Origin of the sequence: Rhizobium leguminosarum (assembly GCF_002953715.1) — a bacterium.
Lineage (GTDB): Bacteria > Pseudomonadota > Alphaproteobacteria > Rhizobiales > Rhizobiaceae > Rhizobium > Rhizobium leguminosarum_V.
In genome coordinates this window covers 791515-809629 of sequence record NZ_CP025013.1, presented here as the reverse complement: position 1 = coordinate 809629, position 18115 = coordinate 791515, and the positions used below count along the sequence as shown (strand labels likewise).

General features: G+C 60.8%; 18 protein-coding genes. 1 reads left to right on the top strand and 17 read right to left on the bottom strand.

The annotated features are described in order from the left end of the window. Window positions 1-2 precede the first annotated feature (2 nt). A complete protein-coding gene (locus tag CUJ84_RS28250) occupies window positions 3-1283 on the top strand; it encodes a M24 family metallopeptidase (RefSeq protein ID WP_105008928.1) in 1281 nt (426 codons plus the stop codon). A gap of 119 nt (window positions 1284-1402) precedes the next feature. On the opposite strand, the gene CUJ84_RS28245 is transcribed toward CUJ84_RS28250, so the two are convergent. From CUJ84_RS28245 to CUJ84_RS28160, 17 genes are all read right to left on the bottom strand, one after another. Then, window positions 1403-2416 (bottom strand): GlxA family transcriptional regulator, encoded by a 1014-nt coding sequence (locus CUJ84_RS28245; protein ID WP_105008927.1) that lies wholly within the window; start codon window positions 2414-2416, stop codon window positions 1403-1405. 56 nt (window positions 2417-2472) lie between these two features. Continuing rightward, window positions 2473-3471, bottom strand: coding sequence for a 4-hydroxyproline epimerase (locus CUJ84_RS28240; RefSeq protein ID WP_105008926.1), 999 nt, complete (start codon window positions 3469-3471; stop codon window positions 2473-2475). Window positions 3472-3487: 16 nt separating this feature from the next. Beyond that, a complete protein-coding gene (locus CUJ84_RS28235) occupies window positions 3488-4339 on the bottom strand; it encodes an ABC transporter permease (protein WP_105008925.1) in 852 nt (283 codons plus the stop codon). Further along, on the bottom strand, window positions 4336-5184 hold the full coding sequence (locus tag CUJ84_RS28230) for an ABC transporter permease (protein WP_105008924.1): 849 nt from the start codon (window positions 5182-5184) through the stop codon (window positions 4336-4338). The genes CUJ84_RS28235 and CUJ84_RS28230 overlap by 4 nt, the downstream gene beginning before the upstream one ends. Window positions 5185-5189: 5 nt before the next feature. Beyond that, window positions 5190-6296: a quaternary amine ABC transporter ATP-binding protein gene (locus tag CUJ84_RS28225; RefSeq protein WP_432444917.1), complete on the bottom strand. Its 1107-nt coding sequence runs from the start codon at window positions 6294-6296 to the stop codon at window positions 5190-5192. A gap of 85 nt (window positions 6297-6381) precedes the next feature. Then, on the bottom strand, window positions 6382-7233 hold the full coding sequence (locus tag CUJ84_RS28220) for a glycine betaine ABC transporter substrate-binding protein (RefSeq protein ID WP_105008922.1): 852 nt from the start codon (window positions 7231-7233) through the stop codon (window positions 6382-6384). Between the two features lie 79 nt (window positions 7234-7312). Beyond that, entirely contained in the window at window positions 7313-8659 is a 1347-nt protein-coding gene (locus tag CUJ84_RS28215; RefSeq protein WP_105008921.1) for an NAD(P)/FAD-dependent oxidoreductase, read from the bottom strand. Then, a complete protein-coding gene (locus CUJ84_RS28210; protein WP_105008920.1) occupies window positions 8656-10173 on the bottom strand; it encodes an aldehyde dehydrogenase in 1518 nt (505 codons plus the stop codon). The genes CUJ84_RS28215 and CUJ84_RS28210 overlap by 4 nt, the downstream gene beginning before the upstream one ends. Further along, complete coding sequence (locus tag CUJ84_RS28205; protein ID WP_105008919.1) at window positions 10166-11077, bottom strand: dihydrodipicolinate synthase family protein; 912 nt, start codon at window positions 11075-11077, stop codon at window positions 10166-10168. The genes CUJ84_RS28210 and CUJ84_RS28205 overlap by 8 nt, the downstream gene beginning before the upstream one ends. After that, window positions 11074-11790 carry a GntR family transcriptional regulator gene (locus tag CUJ84_RS28200; protein ID WP_105008918.1) on the bottom strand — a complete coding sequence of 239 codons (717 nt, stop codon included), beginning with the start codon at window positions 11788-11790 and terminating at the stop codon, window positions 11074-11076. The genes CUJ84_RS28205 and CUJ84_RS28200 overlap by 4 nt, the downstream gene beginning before the upstream one ends. 493 nt (window positions 11791-12283) lie before the next feature. Further along, complete coding sequence (gene gfa, locus CUJ84_RS28190) at window positions 12284-12856, bottom strand: S-(hydroxymethyl)glutathione synthase (RefSeq protein ID WP_105008916.1); 573 nt, start codon at window positions 12854-12856, stop codon at window positions 12284-12286. Between the two features lie 55 nt (window positions 12857-12911). Then, window positions 12912-13748 carry an S-formylglutathione hydrolase gene (gene fghA / locus CUJ84_RS28185; protein ID WP_105008915.1) on the bottom strand — a complete coding sequence of 279 codons (837 nt, stop codon included), beginning with the start codon at window positions 13746-13748 and terminating at the stop codon, window positions 12912-12914. Window positions 13749-13751: 3 nt separating this feature from the next. Continuing rightward, entirely contained in the window at window positions 13752-14879 is a 1128-nt protein-coding gene (locus CUJ84_RS28180) for an S-(hydroxymethyl)glutathione dehydrogenase/class III alcohol dehydrogenase (protein ID WP_105006226.1), read from the bottom strand. A 152-nt stretch (window positions 14880-15031) separates the two neighbouring features. Next, window positions 15032-15727 carry a dimethylsulfonioproprionate lyase family protein gene (locus tag CUJ84_RS28175; RefSeq protein WP_027686665.1) on the bottom strand — a complete coding sequence of 232 codons (696 nt, stop codon included), beginning with the start codon at window positions 15725-15727 and terminating at the stop codon, window positions 15032-15034. Between the two features lie 15 nt (window positions 15728-15742). After that, a complete protein-coding gene (locus tag CUJ84_RS28170) occupies window positions 15743-16672 on the bottom strand; it encodes an electron transfer flavoprotein subunit alpha/FixB family protein (RefSeq protein WP_105008914.1) in 930 nt (309 codons plus the stop codon). A 25-nt stretch (window positions 16673-16697) separates the two neighbouring features. Continuing rightward, the gene (locus tag CUJ84_RS28165) at window positions 16698-17447 is read right to left on the bottom strand and encodes an electron transfer flavoprotein subunit beta/FixA family protein (protein ID WP_105008913.1); all 750 of its coding nucleotides are present in this window, start codon (window positions 17445-17447) and stop codon (window positions 16698-16700) included. 19 nt (window positions 17448-17466) lie between these two features. Further along, the gene (locus CUJ84_RS28160) at window positions 17467-18072 is read right to left on the bottom strand and encodes a dimethylsulfoniopropionate lyase (protein ID WP_105008912.1); all 606 of its coding nucleotides are present in this window, start codon (window positions 18070-18072) and stop codon (window positions 17467-17469) included. Window positions 18073-18115: the final 43 nt, after the last annotated feature.

Genomic DNA, 18115 nt, shown 5'->3' with positions numbered 1-18115 from the left:
AAATGTTGCGAGAGGAAAGCGATTCCGCCCAGCTGACCGGCCCGACGGTCTTCAAGGATGAGCGAAAGCAGGCATATCTCAATCCTGAGGGAGCGGATCAGCCTCTTGTCAGTCCTTTGTCGGCCACGACGCTCGATCGGGCTCGCCGCTATCGTCTGGAGCGCCTGCGCACGAAGATGCGCGAATGGGATTGCGGCGCCCTGCTCCTCTACGATCCCGTCAACATCCGATATGCGTTCGATTCATCGAATATGAGCATCTGGACGATGCACAACGCCTCGCGCTACGCTCTGATCCTGGCCGATGGTCCGGCGATACTTTTCGAATTCGAAGGCGCCGAACATGTCAATGACGGGCTTCCAGGCATCGACGAGATCCGGGCGGCGAAGTCGTGGATATTCTTCACATCAGGCAACCTTATGGAACCCCGCCTGAAAGCCTGGGCGGACGAAGTCGCGGATCTCTTGAACAGCCATGGCGGCAACAGGCGCGTGGCGGTGGACAGGCTCGAACCCGCCGGCGCGTTCGAACTGCAGGAACGCGGATTCACACTCATGGACGGCCAGGAACTGGCCGAGCGGGCGCGAGCCATCAAGAGCGCTGACGAAATCGAGCTGATGAGATGGACGATCCGTGTCTGCGAAGCAGGCATGGCGCGGATGTACGAGGTGTCCGAGCCCGGCCGCACCGAAAGAGAGATCTGGGCCGAGCTTCACTTCGAAAACGCACGCAGCGGCGGCGAGTGGCTCGAGACCAAGCTCTTGACCGCAGGCCCGAGAACGAATCCCTGGTATCAGGAATGCTCGGACTACGTGGTCAAACGCGGGGAGATGATATCCTTCGACACCGATATGATCGGACCATACGGCTATTGCGCCGACCTCTCGCGGTCGTGGACAGCAGGGCACGTCGCGATGAACGCCAAGCAGAAGCAACTCTACGCGGCAGCCAGGGATCAGATCGAGCACAATCTCGCAATCCTGAAGCCCGGCATGACCTTCGCGGAGTTCAATGCGCTGTCGTGGCGGATTCCGGAGAAATACCAGCCTTATCGATACACGCTTGCTCTGCACGGAACCGGAATGGCGGACGAATGGCCGGGGATCCTTCTACATCCGGATTTCGATCCTGATTTCAGTGGCATCATCGAGGAGGGCATGGTGGTCAACGTCGAAAGCCTGGTCGCCGAGGCCGGATCCGAGAGCATCAAGCTGGAAACCCAGGCACTGATCACGGCAAGGGGAGCGGAGCGGCTCGACACGTTTCCGTGGGAAGAGATCTGAATAAGCCTAGAGCATGATGCCGAAAAGTGTGAGCGGTTTTCGGACGACATCATGCTCTAACTATTTAATGTAGAACAGGATTCAGATTTTAGGCCGACCCGGCCTAAAATCATCCTGTTCTAGTGTGCTCTCGAAGCGGCTGCACGATGCTGCGACGGTGTTTGCCCGAATGTGCGCTTGAACGTTCGCGTGAACTGCGAGGCATTTTCAAAGCCGACATCCAGCGCGATCTCGATCAGTGGCGCCTTCGACTGGGCCAGGATCGATTTCGCACGCTCCATGCGAACACGATTATAAGCCTTGGCAGGAGACATGCCCGTCTTGTCGATGAAGATCCTCTCCAGTTGCCGCCGAGACAGGCCAACCGTGGCGGCAAGCTTCTGTATAGACATGCTGCCATCGACGAACTGTTCCATCGTAATCATTGCCGCCTTGACGCGGGCGTCGTCATAGTCGTCGTAGAGCGGACGCCGGGGCTGTATGTCCGCAGAAGTCCGGGCCTTTTCGATCTGAAGGACCTCCAGCGCGTTTCGTTCAGCGTCGCGGCTGATATATTTTCTTACCAGCAACGCCGCCATGTCGGCGGAACTGCTGCCGCCTGCGCACGATCCGCGCTGGCGATCGAGATTGAAGAGCCGATCTGAGCGAACGCTGAGCTCGGGAAACCGTTCTCGAAACTCCTTGTAATGCAGCCAGCTCACACAGGATTCGTGCCGCTTCATAAGGCCTGCCGCAGCAAGAATGAACGAACCCGTACACACGCCGATCAGCGGCACCTTCTTGGCGTCGGCCTGCTTGAGAAAGGTGATGGTCTGCTGGTCGACGGGGTTTTCCACCGTCAGAAGGCCGCCGACGACCACGATGTAATCGAACTTCGACGGATCGACGAAATCGGACGTCGGAGCAACCTGGACGCCGCAGCTCGCGGTGATCAGGTGCCGCGTGCTGCCGATTACCTGCCAGTCGGCAAGGACCCTTCCGGAACGATCCTGCTCGTCGCTGGCAAGCCGCAGCGTGTCCACGAAGAGCGCGAAGGCCGACAGCGTGAATGATCGCGCCAGAACGAACCCCACCTTGAGCCGCCCGGCCGACTTCGCGGCGTCGTCTCCCCGCCGATGCTGCTCGGATCGCATAGTCATCTCCTTGCCGCTTCTTACCGCGCCGCCCGTCTTTTCAGACGAAAATGCGCTCATCGAATCTGAAAGCCATGCGCCAGCGGATCCCGATCGTCAACGAAAATGGTGTTGTGTCCGATGACGCGTGCCCAGCCTCCGATGCTTGGAAGAATACCGCCATAAGGCCCAATGCGCGCCTCGGCTTCGACCCGGCCCTCGAAGACGGTTCCGATCAGGCTTTCATGCCGGTATCTCGAACCGACGGTAAGCCGTCCCTTCCCATAGAGCTGGGCCATGCGGGCGGAGGTGCCGGTGCCGCCCGGCGAGCGGTCAATGGCCTTCTCGCCATAGAAGACCGCGCAACGCCCATCCGAGGTGTCGTTGACGGGGTGGTCACACCAGATCGCATGATGCACGCCGCGGATCCTGGCGTCGTCGGGATGAATGGGATCGCAGATATCGGCAAGCGCTGACCTGAGTTTCTGGCTGCAGCCGACAATGTCGGATGCGGTCATGCCGTCGAGCCCGCTCCAGTTTTCCTGCGGTTCGATGACGGCATAATAGTTGCCGCCATAGGAGATGTCGACGCGCAGACGGCCCATTCCCGGCACATCGACCTCGACATCAGCCTCATGCAGGTAGCTCGCAACATTGTGGAGACGAACGGATTCGACATATCCGCCCTTTTCCTCATAAGTGACGTCGACCCTTCCTGCAGGCGTCTCGATGGCAACCCTTCCCGGCTCCCGCGGTTTGACGAGCCCCTCCTCGATCGCGGCGGTCACGACGCCGATGGTGCCGGCGCCGCACATCGGCAGGCAGCCGCTCACTTCGATGAAAAGAACGGCAAAGTCGCAATCCTCCCGGTAGGCCGGATAGATGATCGCCCCCGACATGATGTCATGCCCCCTTGGCTCGAACATCAGCGCCTGGCGCACCCAGTCGTGATCCCGGACAAAAATCTCCCGTCGTTCACTGATCGGCGCATGCGGAAGCAGCGGGCCGCCTCCGGCAACAAGGCGCACGGGATTTCCTGACGTATGCGAGTCGATGCAGAAGAAGCTGTTTCTCATCGTTTTGTGTCCTTGCTCATCTCGTCTTCGGCAGTCTGTCACGGTCGAGCAGGCCGCGGGACAGCCGGTCGAGCAGAAGGGCGATTGCGACGATCGCCAGGCCCGCCCGCAGGCCAAGCCCCATCTCCATGCGCGTCAGGCCGCGCGTCACCTCCGCGCCGAGACCGCCGGCGCCGACGAGCCCGGCCAATACCACCATCGCCAGCGACAGAAGGATGCATTGGTTGAGCCCAACCAGGAGCGTCTGCCTGGCCAAGGGGATCTCGATCTTCCAAAGCACCGAACGAGGCGGCGCGCCGATGGCGCTGCCGAGTTCCACGAATTCTCTCGGCACCTGGTTGAACGCCAGCGTGGTCAGGCGGAGCATCGGCGGAATGCCATAAACGATGGTGGCGATGATTGCCGGCACCCGTCCAAGGCTGAAGATCATCACCGCAGGAATGAGATAGACCCACGGCGGCACCGTCTGCATCACATCGAGAACCGGGCGAACCATTGCCTCCAATGTCTTGTGGCGCGAGCACAGGACGCCGATCGGGAAGGCGATGAGCACGGAGATCAGAACCGCGACAGTGACCAGGGAGAGGGTCTGCATCGATGCCGTCCACAGCCCCATGAGGAGACAGAACCCCAGGCAAAGCGCCGCAAGGATCGCGGCGCGCAGACCAACGGCGACGAATGCCAGGATGACGACGATCGCGATAAGCCCATAGGGCGGCACGAAGAGGAGTGCCGCCTCGAATCCGGAAAGGACCGTTTCGATCAGGTAGCTGATCGCCGCAAACAGCGGATGAAGATTGGTGTTGAGCCAATCGACCGACGGCGCCAGGAAAGCGCCCGGCGAAAACTGCAGGATGGACGGATTCATGACTTCCTCCCCGTTCCCAAGCGAGCTGCACTCTGGGTTATCCGGTCAAGCACCATCGTCAGCACCACGATGGCGATCGCTCCATTGATAGAGGTCGCGATGTCGAGCGTTCTGATCGCGCCATAGATCGTCTCGCCGAGCCCGCCGGAACCGACGATGCCGGCGATGACGACCATGCCGAAGGCCATCATCAGGCTCTGGTTTATGCCTGCCATGATGCTCGGCAGCGCGAAGGGAAGGCGGATCTTGAAGAACATCTGCGCCGGTCTGATCCCGAGCGCCTCTCCGAGTTCGATGAACTCCTTGGGCGTCATCCGGATACCGAGAGACGTCAGGCGGATCGCCGGCGGCACGGCGACGATCACCGTCGCGATCAGTGCCGTCGCCGGTCCGTAGCCGAGCAGGGCGATCGCTGGCAGCAGGTAGATGTATGGCGGAAGTGTCTGGATAAGATCCAGGCCGGGCTCCATGAACCGATCGAGGCCGGGGAAGAAACCGGCGGCAATCCCGATCGGGATCCCGATCGCCAGGGCGAGTGCGGTTGCGGTCAATACCAGCGCCAGGGTGCTCATCGTCTCCGGCCAGAGCCCCATGGAAAAGCAAAGCGCCAGTGCTGCGCCGCTGAGCACGGCGAACCAGACATTGACCAGCCGCCAGCCGATGAGCGCCACGATCAGCGCGACCAGGTAGAAGGGCGGAAGCTGCAGGAGCCAGAGGATCCCGTCATAGAGCCCTTCGAGAACCTGTCGGATAGTATCGAAAAGGAACTCGCCGTTGTCGCTCACCCACTCGAGCGCGGCGTCCGTCCATTCGTCAAAAAGATCGGTGTAGCCTGAACTATCCATGTCAATCAGCTCCAGTTCTGGGACGCCGCCGTGAGATCGTGGGTGGACGTTCCCTTGACGCCCATCAGCAGGCTGCGTGGCGTGACCACGCCGACGATCTGATCGTTGTCGACGACGGCAATGGCGTCGCGCTCCGACTGCATCGTCAATGTGATGAGTTCGTCGATGTCGGCATCCGGCGTCGTGCGCGCCAGCGACGCGATGTCGGAATTCGGCTGGCTCTGCTGGAATTCGGCGACGCTGCGCATGACGGAATGCGCCTTGATCAGATGGAGGCGGGATATGCCGGCGACGAATTCGGCGACATAGGCATCTGCCGGGTTGAGGATGATCTCCTCGGCCGTGCCGGTCTGGATGATGACGCCGTCCTTCATGATCGCAATGCGGTCGCCGATCCGGATCGCCTCGTCGAGATCATGGGTGATGAAGACCGCGGACTTGCCCAAGGCTTTCGTCAGTTGCCGGAATTCGTCCTGGAGCTGACGCCGGATGAGTGGATCGAGAGCGCTGAACGGCTCGTCCATCAGAATGATCTCGGGGTCGGAAGAAAGCGCGCGGGCCAGCCCGACGCGTTGCTGCATACCGCCGGAAAGCTCGTTCGGATATCGATTCACCCAGTCGGTGAGGCCGACCTTCTCGAGCGCTGCAACGGCGATCTTGTTTCGCTCCGGCTTGGCAATTCCCTGAACCTCGAGGCCGAAGGCCGCATTTTCCAGGACTGTCCGATGCGGCAACAGAGCGACGCTTTGAAACACCATGCCGATGTTCCTGGCGCGCATCTGCCGGAGATCGACCGGCGACAGGGCGGCGAGGTCGCGTCCCTTGACGAGGACCTTGCCGGAGCTTGGCGTGATCAGCTTGTTGAGAAGGCGGATGAGCGTCGATTTTCCGCTTCCCGACAAGCCCATGATGCAGAAGATTTCGCCGCGCCGGACCTCGATGCTCGCGTCGGACACGCCGACGACGCAGTTGAACTCCTTCAGGACCTCTTTTTTGCCGAGGCCGCGCTCTTTGATCGACTTCATTGCCGCAGCGGACTTGTCACCGAAGACTTTCCAAAGGGATTGGCAGTCGATCAGGACGTCATTGATATCGGCATTTACGGTTTTCATAGCGATCCCCATTGAGCCATTCAGCGCTGGCTTCTTCATTAGGTTTCAGGGTGGCCGCCCGACGGATCGGACGGCCACGACGCGTTTAGTTCTTCTTGATGTTTTCCCAGCGCTTGATCAGGTCGGCATGCGCGCCGATCCAATCCTGCACGGCCTGGTCCATCGTCTTGCCTTCATTGACTGCGCCGTTGATGGCGGTGATGTCGGCAATCGGCACGTAGACACTGGCCATCACTTCACGCGCATGCGGGTTTTCTGCGGAGAAGCCCTTGTGGCCGATCCAGTAATAGCTCTGCGGCGGCGGGAATACGCCCTTCGGATCCTTGAGGTACTTGACCTCGTACTTCTGGACCATCCAGGACGGCTCCCAGATCGTCACCGCAATCCACTCCTTGCGATCATAGGCGGACTTCAGCGCCGCCGTCATCGCGGCGGTGCTGCCCTCGACGAGCTGGAGCTTGAGGCCATAATCCTTGACCGCGTTCGTAGTATCGCGCATCAGGCCGGCGCCCGGTTCGATACCGATGATCTTGCCGCTGAACTTGTCGGTGTTTTCATTGAGCTGTTCCAGCGAGTCGATCGGGACATATTTAGGAACCGCGACGCCCTGATAGAGGCCGTGCGAAACGGGTGAGATCTTCTCGAGCCGGTTCTTGTTCTTGTCCCAGTAGTCTTGCGCAACATAGTCCGTCTGCGAGGTGAGGACCTGGATGTCACCCTTGGCGAGAGCGGCATAGGCGATGCCCCATTCGGAGAACTCGGTCACCTTGACCGTATAGCCGGCGTCTTCGAGAACCTTCTTGGTGATACCGGTGATGGGCGTCAGGTCCTCCCACGACATCGTGCCCATGGTGATCGTTTTTTCTTCCGCGCGAGCAGGAAGGATGCTGACCCCGATCATCGCAGCAGCGCAGAGCGCCTTCCACAAAGTCTTCATTGTTCTTACTCCTGTTTTTCGTTCCCATTTTCATTGAAGCCTGCGAGCGGGCAGTCTTCATATTACGCGGGCCGAGGGATCATCCCTCGCGGCCTGCACGCAATTCCTGCAAACGGATCAGCGCGTTGATGCCCAGCCAGGCGAACGGCTCCGGCGGGAGCCTCGAAGGCTCAGGGTGATCCATGTATTGTTCGAGATGCCGGGAGGCCGTTCGGGTCGCCAGTTCCGCCGCCATCATGCCGGCGAGTGTGCTCTTGACCGTTCCAAGCCCGTTTTCGCAGCATGCGGAAAACAGTCCTTCTTCGATCTCGCCGAAGGCGGGCACATGGTTCCGGCTGAGGCACAGACGACCCGCCCAGCTATGTTCGAAAGGGACATCCACGAGACCCGGGAACCGCGCGTCGAGCGCGTCTCGATGGGCCCTGGCCATCTTGCCCATGCGCCAGTCCGCCGCCTCCAGCTTGCTTTCGTAGGTGTACTTCGTACGAATTACGATCCGCGACTGGCCAGCGGCGGTAATCTTTCGAATCGTGGCTCCCATCGCATCTGCTGGGAGCAGCGCCCACTTGTCCTGCCCTGAGGCCTTCTGGCCGAAGTCTTCTGCTGGAAACGGCGCTGTCATCGAGGCATAAGCGAAGATGTGCATCAGGCGGCCGCGATAGTGCCCGAAATCGTCGATGTGGCCATTGACCCCGAGGATCACTTTTGGAGCAGTGACCTTCCTTCGGTTTGTCATGGCGCTCCAGGTGCCGCTGTCTTGCTTCAGCGAAGTGACAGGAGAACGCTCGAAGATACTGACCCTGCCCGACAGGCCCGCCGCAAAAGAGCGGATGTAATCGGCGGGCTGGATAAGCACCGCTCCGGGCGTATAGAGCCCGCCGGTGTAGTAATCCGATGCGGTGATCTCCCGCATCTCTTTCGCGTCGAGAAACGTATGCTTCTCGCCAGCGCCCATCAGGGATTCTCCGAAGCTCCGGTTGAGCCTCATGCCGCGAGCGGTGGCCGCGGCGTTGATCTTTCCCGCCGGGTCGAATGTCGCGCGCGACATCCCGTATTCCTCCGCCGCTTGCGCGGCAAAGGCTATCGCTGAGCGGTTCTGGGCCATCTCCAGCCGAGTGGCTTCAGCCTCTCCACTCGAATATTCCCCGCCTGAAAGGTTGTGCGGAACGTCGATCATGAAGCCGGAATTTCGGCCCGACGTCCCCTTCCCCACTTCGCTCGCATCAAGGATGACGATCTTGTCATCCGGTCGAAGTTCGAGAAGACGGCGCGCCGCCGAGAGGCCAGCAAACCCCGCGCCGACGATCAGCCAGTCCGCGGTCACATCGCCGTCGAGGGTCCGGACCGGGAAAGGACGCTCGCTGACCGCCTCCCAGCCCGAGACGCCATTCTCAACAGGCAGACGTTTGACCGACTTCGAGATCATCGGATGGTCTCGTCGACCGAGCGTTCCGAGACGTCGATCCAGATGGTCTTCAGTTCGCAGTAATTGTCATGGGCGAAGACCGACTTGTCACGGCCGCCGAACCCGGACTCCTTGTAGCCGCCGAACGGTGTGCTGGCGTCCCCTTCTCCGAAGCAGTTGACGGTGACGACGCCGGCGCGGATCTCGCGCGCGAGCCTGATGGCGTTCCTCAGGCTGCCGGTATAGACGGAGGCCGTCAGCCCGTAATTCGTGTCGTTGGCAAGAGCGATTGCTTCGGCAAGCGAATTGAAGGTGGTCACCGAAAGCACCGGCCCGAAGATCTCTTCCTGGAAGAGGCGGCTGGCAGGCGTTACACCCTCGACCACTGTTGGTTCGATGAAGATGCCGCCATGCGTTTCGCCACCATGGCTGACCGTTAGCTTCTCCTTCCTGGCGTCGTCGAGGAAGGATTTCACCTTCTCGAAATGGGCCTTGCTGACAAGCGCGCCGATGCGGTTAGCAGGATCGAGCGGATCGCCGGTCTTCCATTCGCGCATATAGGCGCCGATGCGCTTCAGCAGTTCGTCCTTGACCTTGGAATGAACGATGAGACGCGACGTGGCCGAGCAGTTCTCGCCCATGTTCCAGAAGGCGCCGTTGACGACCTGCTCGGCAACGAGGTCCAGGTCTTCGGCGTCGTCGAGAACGACCGCGGGGTTCTTGCCGCCGCATTCGAGCACGACGCGCTTGAGATTCGAGTCCGCTGCATAACGCAGGAAGCGGCGGCCGGTGGGCGTCGATCCGGTAAAGGCCACCATATCGACATCCATATGCATACCGATCGGCTCGCCGACCTCCTTGCCGCCGCCGGTCACGACATTGAACACGCCGGCTGGAATGCCCGCTTCATGGGCAAGCTCGGCGACGCGCAACGTGGTGAGCGTCGTCTGCTCGGCAGGCTTGACGATCACCGAGCAGCCGGCGGCAAGCGCCGGGCCGATCTTCCAGGCCAGCATCAAAAGCGGGAAATTCCACGGAAGCACGCATCCGACGACGCCGACCGGCTCACGCACGATCATCGTCAGCGCGTTGACGCCGACAGGCGCGGTGTTGTCATAGAGCTTGTCGATCAGTTCGGCGTGCCAACGGATCGTGTGAATGGTATCGGGAACATCAACCGTCTGGCATTCGCCGACCGGCTTGCCGCTGTCGAGGCTCTCCAGGACGGCGAGTTCGTGACGATTGTCCTCCAGCAGCCTGGCGAGCTTGAGGAGCACCGCCTTGCGTTCACCTGGCGAACGCAGCCGCCAGCGGCCGTCGTCGAAGGCCTGCTTTGCCTTGGCGACGGCGGCGTCGACATCGGTGGCGTCACATGCGGCAATCTCGGCGAGAACCTCGCCCGTCGCGGGATTCGTCGAGGTGAATGTCTGCCCGGAATTGGCCGGACGAAATGCGCCGTCGACGAAGGCATTCGTCGGAAACTGAAGACTGGCGGCGATCGCCTTGTATTCGGAGGCAGTCAAAGGTTCATGCATGATTTGCTCCCGAGGTGATCTGGCCAACCGTGCGCTTCAACGTCGCGACGACGGTCTGGAGGGTTCGTTTTTCTTCGGAGTTGAGCGGCCGCAGCGGCGCACGGACCGATCCGACATTCAGCCCGATCAACTCGCATCCGTGCTTGATCGATTGGACGAACTTCCCGCATTCCAGGAAATCCATGAGCGGCAGCATCGCCGTCATGATCGCGCGGCCCTTGTCGAAATTCTTTTCGAGGACGCAGGCTTCATAGAGGGCGACATGTTCGCGCGGGAGGAAATTGGAGCCGGCGCAGACCCAGCTCTTCGCACCCCATGCGAAGAATTCGAGCGCCTGGTCGTCCCAGCCGCAGGACAGCGCAATATGCGGAAATTTCCGGGCAAGCAGGTGCAGATTGCCCATGTCGCCGGAGCTTTCCTTGATGGCGATCACGTTCCTGGACTTGCCGAGGCGGGAAAAATACTCCTCGCCCATCATCACGCCCATGCGGGCCGGATAGTTGTAGAGCATGATCGGCAGGTTCGCCGCGCGGTCGACGGTCAGGGCGTGGACCGCATTCTCGCGCTCGGTCGGCAGCGCGTATGGCGGTGACGACACCAGGATCGCATCTGCGCCGATTTCCTTCGCCGCCTTTGCGTATTCGACCGAATCTTCGGTCCGCGTGGCGCCGGTTCCGATAATGAGCGGCAGACGCGTGCCGATGACTTCCCTCGCATAGGCCGCAAGCTCGAAACGTTCCTGGCTGCTCTGGGCGTAGTACTCGCCCGTCGAGCCGCCGACGATGATGCCGTGGACGCCCGCTTCGATCAGCGACTCGAGCACGGCGGCAAATCCAGCCCTGTCGATCTGGCCATTTTGATCAAGCGGCGTCACCGCCGGCGTGTAGATCCCCTCAAACTTCACGACGATTTCTCCAAGAGTTGGGTGGCGGGGCCGCCGAGGAAGGCGTCCGCCTTGAGGCCTTGCGGGGCGATGAACATTTCCATGTTCTCGCGGGACAATTCCCAGTGTTCGAAGACGAGGTCGACGACGGCATTCTCGTCGTGAGCGCCGAGTGCATCGATGAAGCTGTCATGATGGCCGACGGCCACTTGAAGCCGCCGCTTCATGTCCTCGTTCCTCGGCCGGAAGAAAGTGTGGCCGATACGCGCGTGGTCGATGAGCAGCCGGCCCAGGCTCGGCTGCAGATAGACGTTGCCCGACATCTCGCCGAAAATTTCGTGAAAGCGATTGTTCTCGAGGACCATCGCCAGAGCGTCCATGTTCTCGCTGGCGGCGCGGAAGCGCTCCTGGGTCTGCTTCAGGTCTGAAAGCTGAGTGGGCTTGAAGTTCTGCACGGCGAGACGGCCGATTGCCGCATAGATCATCGGCGCGACCAGAAAGAAATTCCGCAGGGTGGAGTGGTTCATCGGGATGACCCGTGCACCCCTGTTCTCGCGGATATCGATATAGCCCTCACCGGCAAGGCGCCGGAATATGTCGCGGACCGGCGTCCGGGAGAGCCCGTATCTTTCGCTCAAACTGGCCTCGTCCAGATCGGCGTCCGGGTCCAGCTCCATCGTCAGAATCTGCCGTTTCAGATCTTCGTAGAGATTGCTCTTGGGTGTTTTCGCCATCGTCGCTCTCCGGCCGCTCGTTGCTCTACGCAGTGAAGATGGCACGCCTCGCGAGGCGAGTCAATAATTGTGTACATGATGTACACAATTGGTATTTTTTAAATACACAATGATGGCGAGCAAAGCGCTCCGGTGCGCGTCAGGCGTCATTTCAAAGTGCTGTCCAAGGATAGGCGCTCCGCGGCGGCAGCCATCGCGGAGTTCCCAAGCGGATTATCGTGGCAGGTCTGTGAGAACTTCTGTGCGGCCGAGGTTGATGCGGTGCGCATCAACCTTGATCATCAGGCTTCGGAAGCCTGGCCACCGGCAAGCCGGTGCGCGGCCATCACGGACTATCTCGATTTCCGGTGGCGGCGGTTTTGTCGGGGAGCGCCGGTTCGGCGCTCCCCAAGCATTTCCGCTTTCTCTCAGGTCACGGAAATGCTCTCTTTTGTTTTTACGCAATCCCGGGCGCAAAACCGCTGCGCACTTTTGCTGGGAATGCTTTAGCCGCTCACGAGGCCAGGACGCCGCTCTTCTTGGCGGTCCAGGTGGCCATGTAATCCATAAGGCCAGGGTTTAGGCAATCGTAAGGCTCGAGGCCTGACGTCCTCAACTGCGCTCTGACGGCGTCCATCTTGGCGGGATCGAAGCCGCTTTCGATGATCGACGACACAAAGGCCGCAAAGCCCGGCTTCGCCCAGCCGCTTTCCTGAAAGCGTTCCGGATGGACGAACGACAATCCCTGAAACGGATGTTCACGCACGACCGGCCCATACATATGTACGCCGCATTCCTTGCAGGCGTTGCGCTGAATCAAGGCGGCGGAATCGACGACAGCGAGCTTATCGCCGTTCTCCAGCACTTCGACGCTTTCGGTCGGAGCGACCGCCACGACCGAAAAGACTGCACCGTCGGGCTTCCAGCACTTCGTGCAGCCGCAGGCGTGATTGTGGGCGATATCGCCCTTGATCCTTACCTTCACGGGATTGCTTACGCACTTGCAGACGAGCGTCCCGCCTGCAAAAGCAGCGTCAGTCGCCCGAAAGCCTGAATCCACTGCCGGATGTATGGCTATGCTGGTCATGGGTTTTCTCCTCCCCTTCTGGGCCGTTTGCGATATGCCCGGCCAAGCTCTGCAATCAGTCTCCCAATCTCCGCGCGTGCCAGCGCAGATGGTCTTCCATGAATGTCGAAATGAAGAAGTAGGAGTGGCCGTAGCCTTCCTGCATGCGAAGCCGCAGGCTGATGCCGGCCGTCTCGCAGGCTTGCCTGAGCTCTTCGGGGCGCAATCCATCCTCCAGGAAGCTATCCGCCGTGCCTTGGTCGACGAGGAATTCCGGGAACCGGTGCCCGTCTTCGATCAGCGAGCAGGCATCATATGCCCTCCAGCGCGTTTCATCCGATCCAAGGTATTTCTGGAATGCCGGCTTTGACCAGCCGGAGACCGAGGGATGGCTGATCGGCGCGAAGGCCGAGCAGCTGCCGAAGCGTTCGGGGTTCTTGAGCGCGATCGTGATCGCGCCATGTCCCCCCATCGAGTGACCGAAGATCCCCTGTCGCGTCATGTCGACCGGAAACTCGGCCGCGATAAGCTTCGGCAATTCATCGACGATGTAGCTGTACATCCGATAGTTCTGTGCGAACGGCGGCTCGGTGGCGTCGACGTAGAAGCCGGCACCCTTGCCAAACTGCCAATTATCCGGTTCGTCCGGAACGGCATCGCCCCGCGGACTGGTGTCGGGGCAGACAATGACAATACCGAGTTCTGCGGCAAGACGCCGATACTCTCCCTTGTCCATGACGTTCGCATGGGTGCAGGTCAGACCGGAAAGGTACCATAGAACCGGCAGCTTCCGTGCTTTGGCCTGCGGCGGCAGGAATACCGCAAAGGTCATGTCGCAGTCGCAGACATCCGAGCGATGGACGTAAACGCCCTGGGTGCCGCCGTGAGAATTTTCGGTCGAGATCGTCTTCATGGCTCAGTACACCACCACGCCGCGGATGCTTTTGCCCGAATGCATCAGCTCGAAGCCCTTGTTGATGTCTTCGAGCGGCATGGTGTGGGTGATCATCGGATCGATCTGGATCTTGCCCTGCATGTACCATTCGACGATCTTTGGCACATCGGTGCGGCCGCGCGCGCCGCCGAAAGCGGTGCCTATCCAGTTGCGGCCGGTGACCAGCTGGAACGGACGGGTGGAGATTTCCTGGCCGGCACCGGCAACGCCGATGATAACCGACTTGCCCCAGCCGCGGTGGCTGGCTTCCAGCGCCTGACGCATCACCTTGGTGTTGCCGGTGCAGTCGAAGGTGTAGTCGGCGCCGCCGATCAGGTCGCCGTTGCGTTTGGTGAGATTGACGAGGTAAGGCACGATGTCGTCACCGACCTCCTTCGGATTGACGAAGTGGGTCATGCCGAACTTTTCGCCCCAGGCCTTGCGATCAGGGTTGATATCGACGCCGATGATCATGTCGGCACCGGCAAGCTTCAGACCCTGAAGCACGTTGAGACCGATGCCGCCGAGACCGAAGACGATTGCCGTGGCGCCGATCTCCACCTTGGCAGTGTTGATGACCGCGCCGATGCCGGTGGTGACGCCGCAGCCGATGTAGCAGATCTTGTCGAACGGCGCGTCCGGGTTGACCTTGGCAAGGGCGATCTCCGGCAGCACGGTGAAGTTCGAAAAAGTCGAGCACCCCATATAGTGGTGGATCTTGTCCTTGCCGATCGAGAAGCGGCTCGTTCCATCCGGCATCAGCCCCTGGCCTTGGGTTGATCGAATCGAGGTGCAGAGATTGGTCTTGCGGGAAAGGCAGGAATAACACTCGCGGCATTCCGGGGTGTAGAGCGGAATGACATGGTCGCCCTTCTTCACCGAGGTGACGCCGGGGCCGACATCGACGACGATGCCGGCGCCCTCATGGCCGAGGATAGCAGGGAAGAGGCCTTCAGGATCGGCACCCGACAGGGTGAAATCATCGGTGTGGCAAATGCCCGTCGCCTTGACCTCCACCAGCACTTCGCCAGCCCGCGGCCCCTCCAGCTGCACGGTCATCACTTCGAGCGGTTTTCCTGCCTGAACGGCAACGGCGGCGCGAACGTCCATTTTGATATCCTTCCTCTTAAATTGAATTCTGATGCTACATATTCGAAAGGACCGGCTTCTCACCGATCTGCTTTGCTGCGTCACAGCCGAGATTTTATGCTCTCGCCGTCGCGCTTTTCGTTCATCTCATGCTCATCGTCGCCAAAGATCCATCAGGTCTCCGGCTCAACCTGGCACCAGACCGCAAGCAGCGGCCGGGCCGTGCATCTTATCGCGAAGGATTGCCCGGCGTCGTTCGCAAAGACTGTGCCGACCCCGGCGGAGAACCACTCGGAATCGCCAAGGCGGATTTCGGCCGGCGAAAGCAGAATGAAGGCGCGGGGCTGGGTCTGAACATGATCAGGGAATCTTGTATAGCGATCCATGTAGATCACGCCGACCCTCAGATCGGCGCGCTCCTCCATGCCGCCGGGTCCGACCACCACCGCATGGGAATGCGTATCGCCGAAATTCAGGCTTGCAAACGGACCGGAGCGGCCGCGTCTCCAGAGCAGCTTGTCGGCGAGACTACGGAACTGACTGGCGATCGCTTCGTATTTCCGTCCCGATTTCGCAAGATGGCCGATGGCGTCATCAAGCCCTTCCGGCGCGCCGGGAAGAGACCCGCCCTCCGGGCGCACCTTGCCGGTCTTGAGCAGTCTCTGGAGAACCTTGCCCGCGACGAAGCTGGCGACGGCAGGAGCCTCCGCCGACAACATCAGCCCGCCGACATCGTTGAGGAATTCCTGCAACGGCCGAGAACGTCTTTCCCTGCCGATGTCGTGCAGCCGTATGTATGCCGGCTTCTCGTCATCGTTCAGAAGAAGGTCGGCACCAGGTTTGATTGGACGTCCCACGACGCGCGCCACGTTCGGTCTCCCCCGCTAGAGCGCCTTTTGCAATTCCGGCAGGGCGTCGAAGAGATCGGCGACCAATCCGTAGTCGGCGACCTGGAAGATCGGCGCCTCCTCGTCCTTGTTGATGGCGACGATGACCTTCGAATCCTTCATGCCGGCCAGATGCTGGATGGCGCCTGAAATGCCGCAGGCAATATAGAGCTGCGGCGCCACCACCTTGCCGGTCTGGCCGACCTGCCAGTCGTTCGGCGCATAGCCGGCATCGACGGCGGCTCTGGATGCACCGACGGCAGCCCCGAGCTTGTCGGCAAGCGGCAGGATGACCTCCCTGAACTTTTCCGCCGAGCCGAGCGCCCGGCCACCGGAGATGATGATCTTCGCCGACGTCAGCTCCGGACGGTCGGAGGCCGACAGAGCGTCTCTGACGAAGGTCGACAGTCCCGGATCGGAAACCGCCGGAATTGCTTCGACGGTCGCCGAACCACCCTCCGGTGCGGAGGCGAAGGATGCGGTGCGCACGGTGATCACCTTTTTGGCATCGCTCGCCTGCACCGTCTGGATGGCATTGCCGGCATAGATCGGCCGTTTGAAGGTGTCGGACGAGATCACCTCGATGATCTCCGAGACCTGGGCGACATCGAGAAGAGCGGCCACCCGCGGCAGCACGTTCTTGCCGACCGAGGTGGCAGCCGAGATGATCGTGTCGTAGCTGCCCGCCAGCGAGACGATCAGGTCGGCCAGCGGCTCGGCCAGATTGTTGGCGAGTTCGTCGCTTTCGGCCAGCAGCACCTTGGAGACGCCGGCAAGCTTGGCGGCGGCATCGGCAGCAGGCTTGGCAGCCTTGCCGGCAACGAGAATATGGATATCGCCGCCGATCTTGGCTGCTGCCGTCAGCGCCTTGGCGGTCTGGTCGGACAGGCTTGCATTGTCGTGGTCAGCCAGAAGAAGAATGGTCATGATGATGGCTCCTGTTCCAAGCTGATTACAGCACGCCGGCTTCGTTTTTGAGCTTGTCGATGAGTTCGGCGACCGACTTGACCTTGACGCCGGCCTTGCGGCCGGACGGCTCCTCGGTCTTCAAGACTTTGAGGCGCGGCGTGGTGGAGATGCCGAAATCGGCCGGGCTCTTCTTGTCGAGCGGCTTCTTCTTCGCCTTCATGATATTCGGCAACGAGGCATAGCGCGGTTCGTTCAGACGCAGATCGGTGGTGACGACCGCCGGCAGCTTGATCTCGATCGTCTGCAGGCCGCCATCGACTTCGCGGGTGACCTGAGCCTTGCCATCACCGATCTCGATCTTCGAGGCGAAGGTCGCTTGGGGCATCCCAAGCAGCGCCGCCAGCATCTGGCCGGTCTGGTTGCTGTCGTCGTCGATCGCCTGCTTGCCGACGATGATCAGTCCCGGCTGTTCGGCATCGGCGACAGCCTTGAGGATCTTGGCAACCGTGAGCGGCTCGATTTGATCGTCGGTCTCGACCAGGATCGCCCGGTCGGCGCCCATGGCGAGTGCGGTGCGCAGCGTCTCTTCGGCCTTGGCCGGACCGATCGAGACGACCACCACTTCCTCGGCCTTGCCGGCTTCCTTCAGCCGCAGCGCCTCTTCCACCGAGATCTCGTCGAACGGGTTCATCGACATCTTCACATTGGCAAGCTCGACACCCGTGCCATCCGGCTTCACCCGGATCTTCACGTTGTAGTCGACAACCCGTTTGACTGGGACGAGTATCTTCATGGGCAACCCCCCTTTATTTCTAAACTGCTGGCCGTTCGGCAAGTAATGCCCAGAAGGCGAAGAGCGGCGTGTCGAGCGACCTCATGGCATGCTTGATGTCGGGGACATTGTAAAAGGATCCGCCGATACCAGGCGAAAACCAGTCCCCTTCCCCCTGCTGGAACTCTCCCTCGGACAGTACGAGGTAGACTTCCTCTGGCGCATGAACGTGGTCGGGATAGCGCACCTGAGGCGCCATCAACGTCACGCCGATCCACAGGTCGCTCCGCTCCTCTAATCCTCCCGGGCCGATAATCATGGCATTGGCATGCCCATCGACAAAATTGTCGCTGGCCGTGTGGTCATACTTGGTGCGCCGACGCCATTCAAGCATTGGCTCGATGCCTTTGAACCCATCGATCAATCGCGGCAGCGAAGGATAGGACGTATCGATCGAGAGCGCTACATCAAGCTGAGCGCACACGGGCAATCGGCTTCCCTCTCCTGCACGCGCGGCTCCCGGGCGCTCCAGCGCTGCAAAAATCTGACGGATCGAGCGGCGGGCTTCCGGAGCCTTGGCGAACCGGTCAAAAGCCACGAAAGCCGCATCCACGAAAGTCTGTAGGCTTTCATTGCGTAAACTCATGTCATCACCTCCCGAGACGATCGGCCGGCAAGCGGCCCGCTCT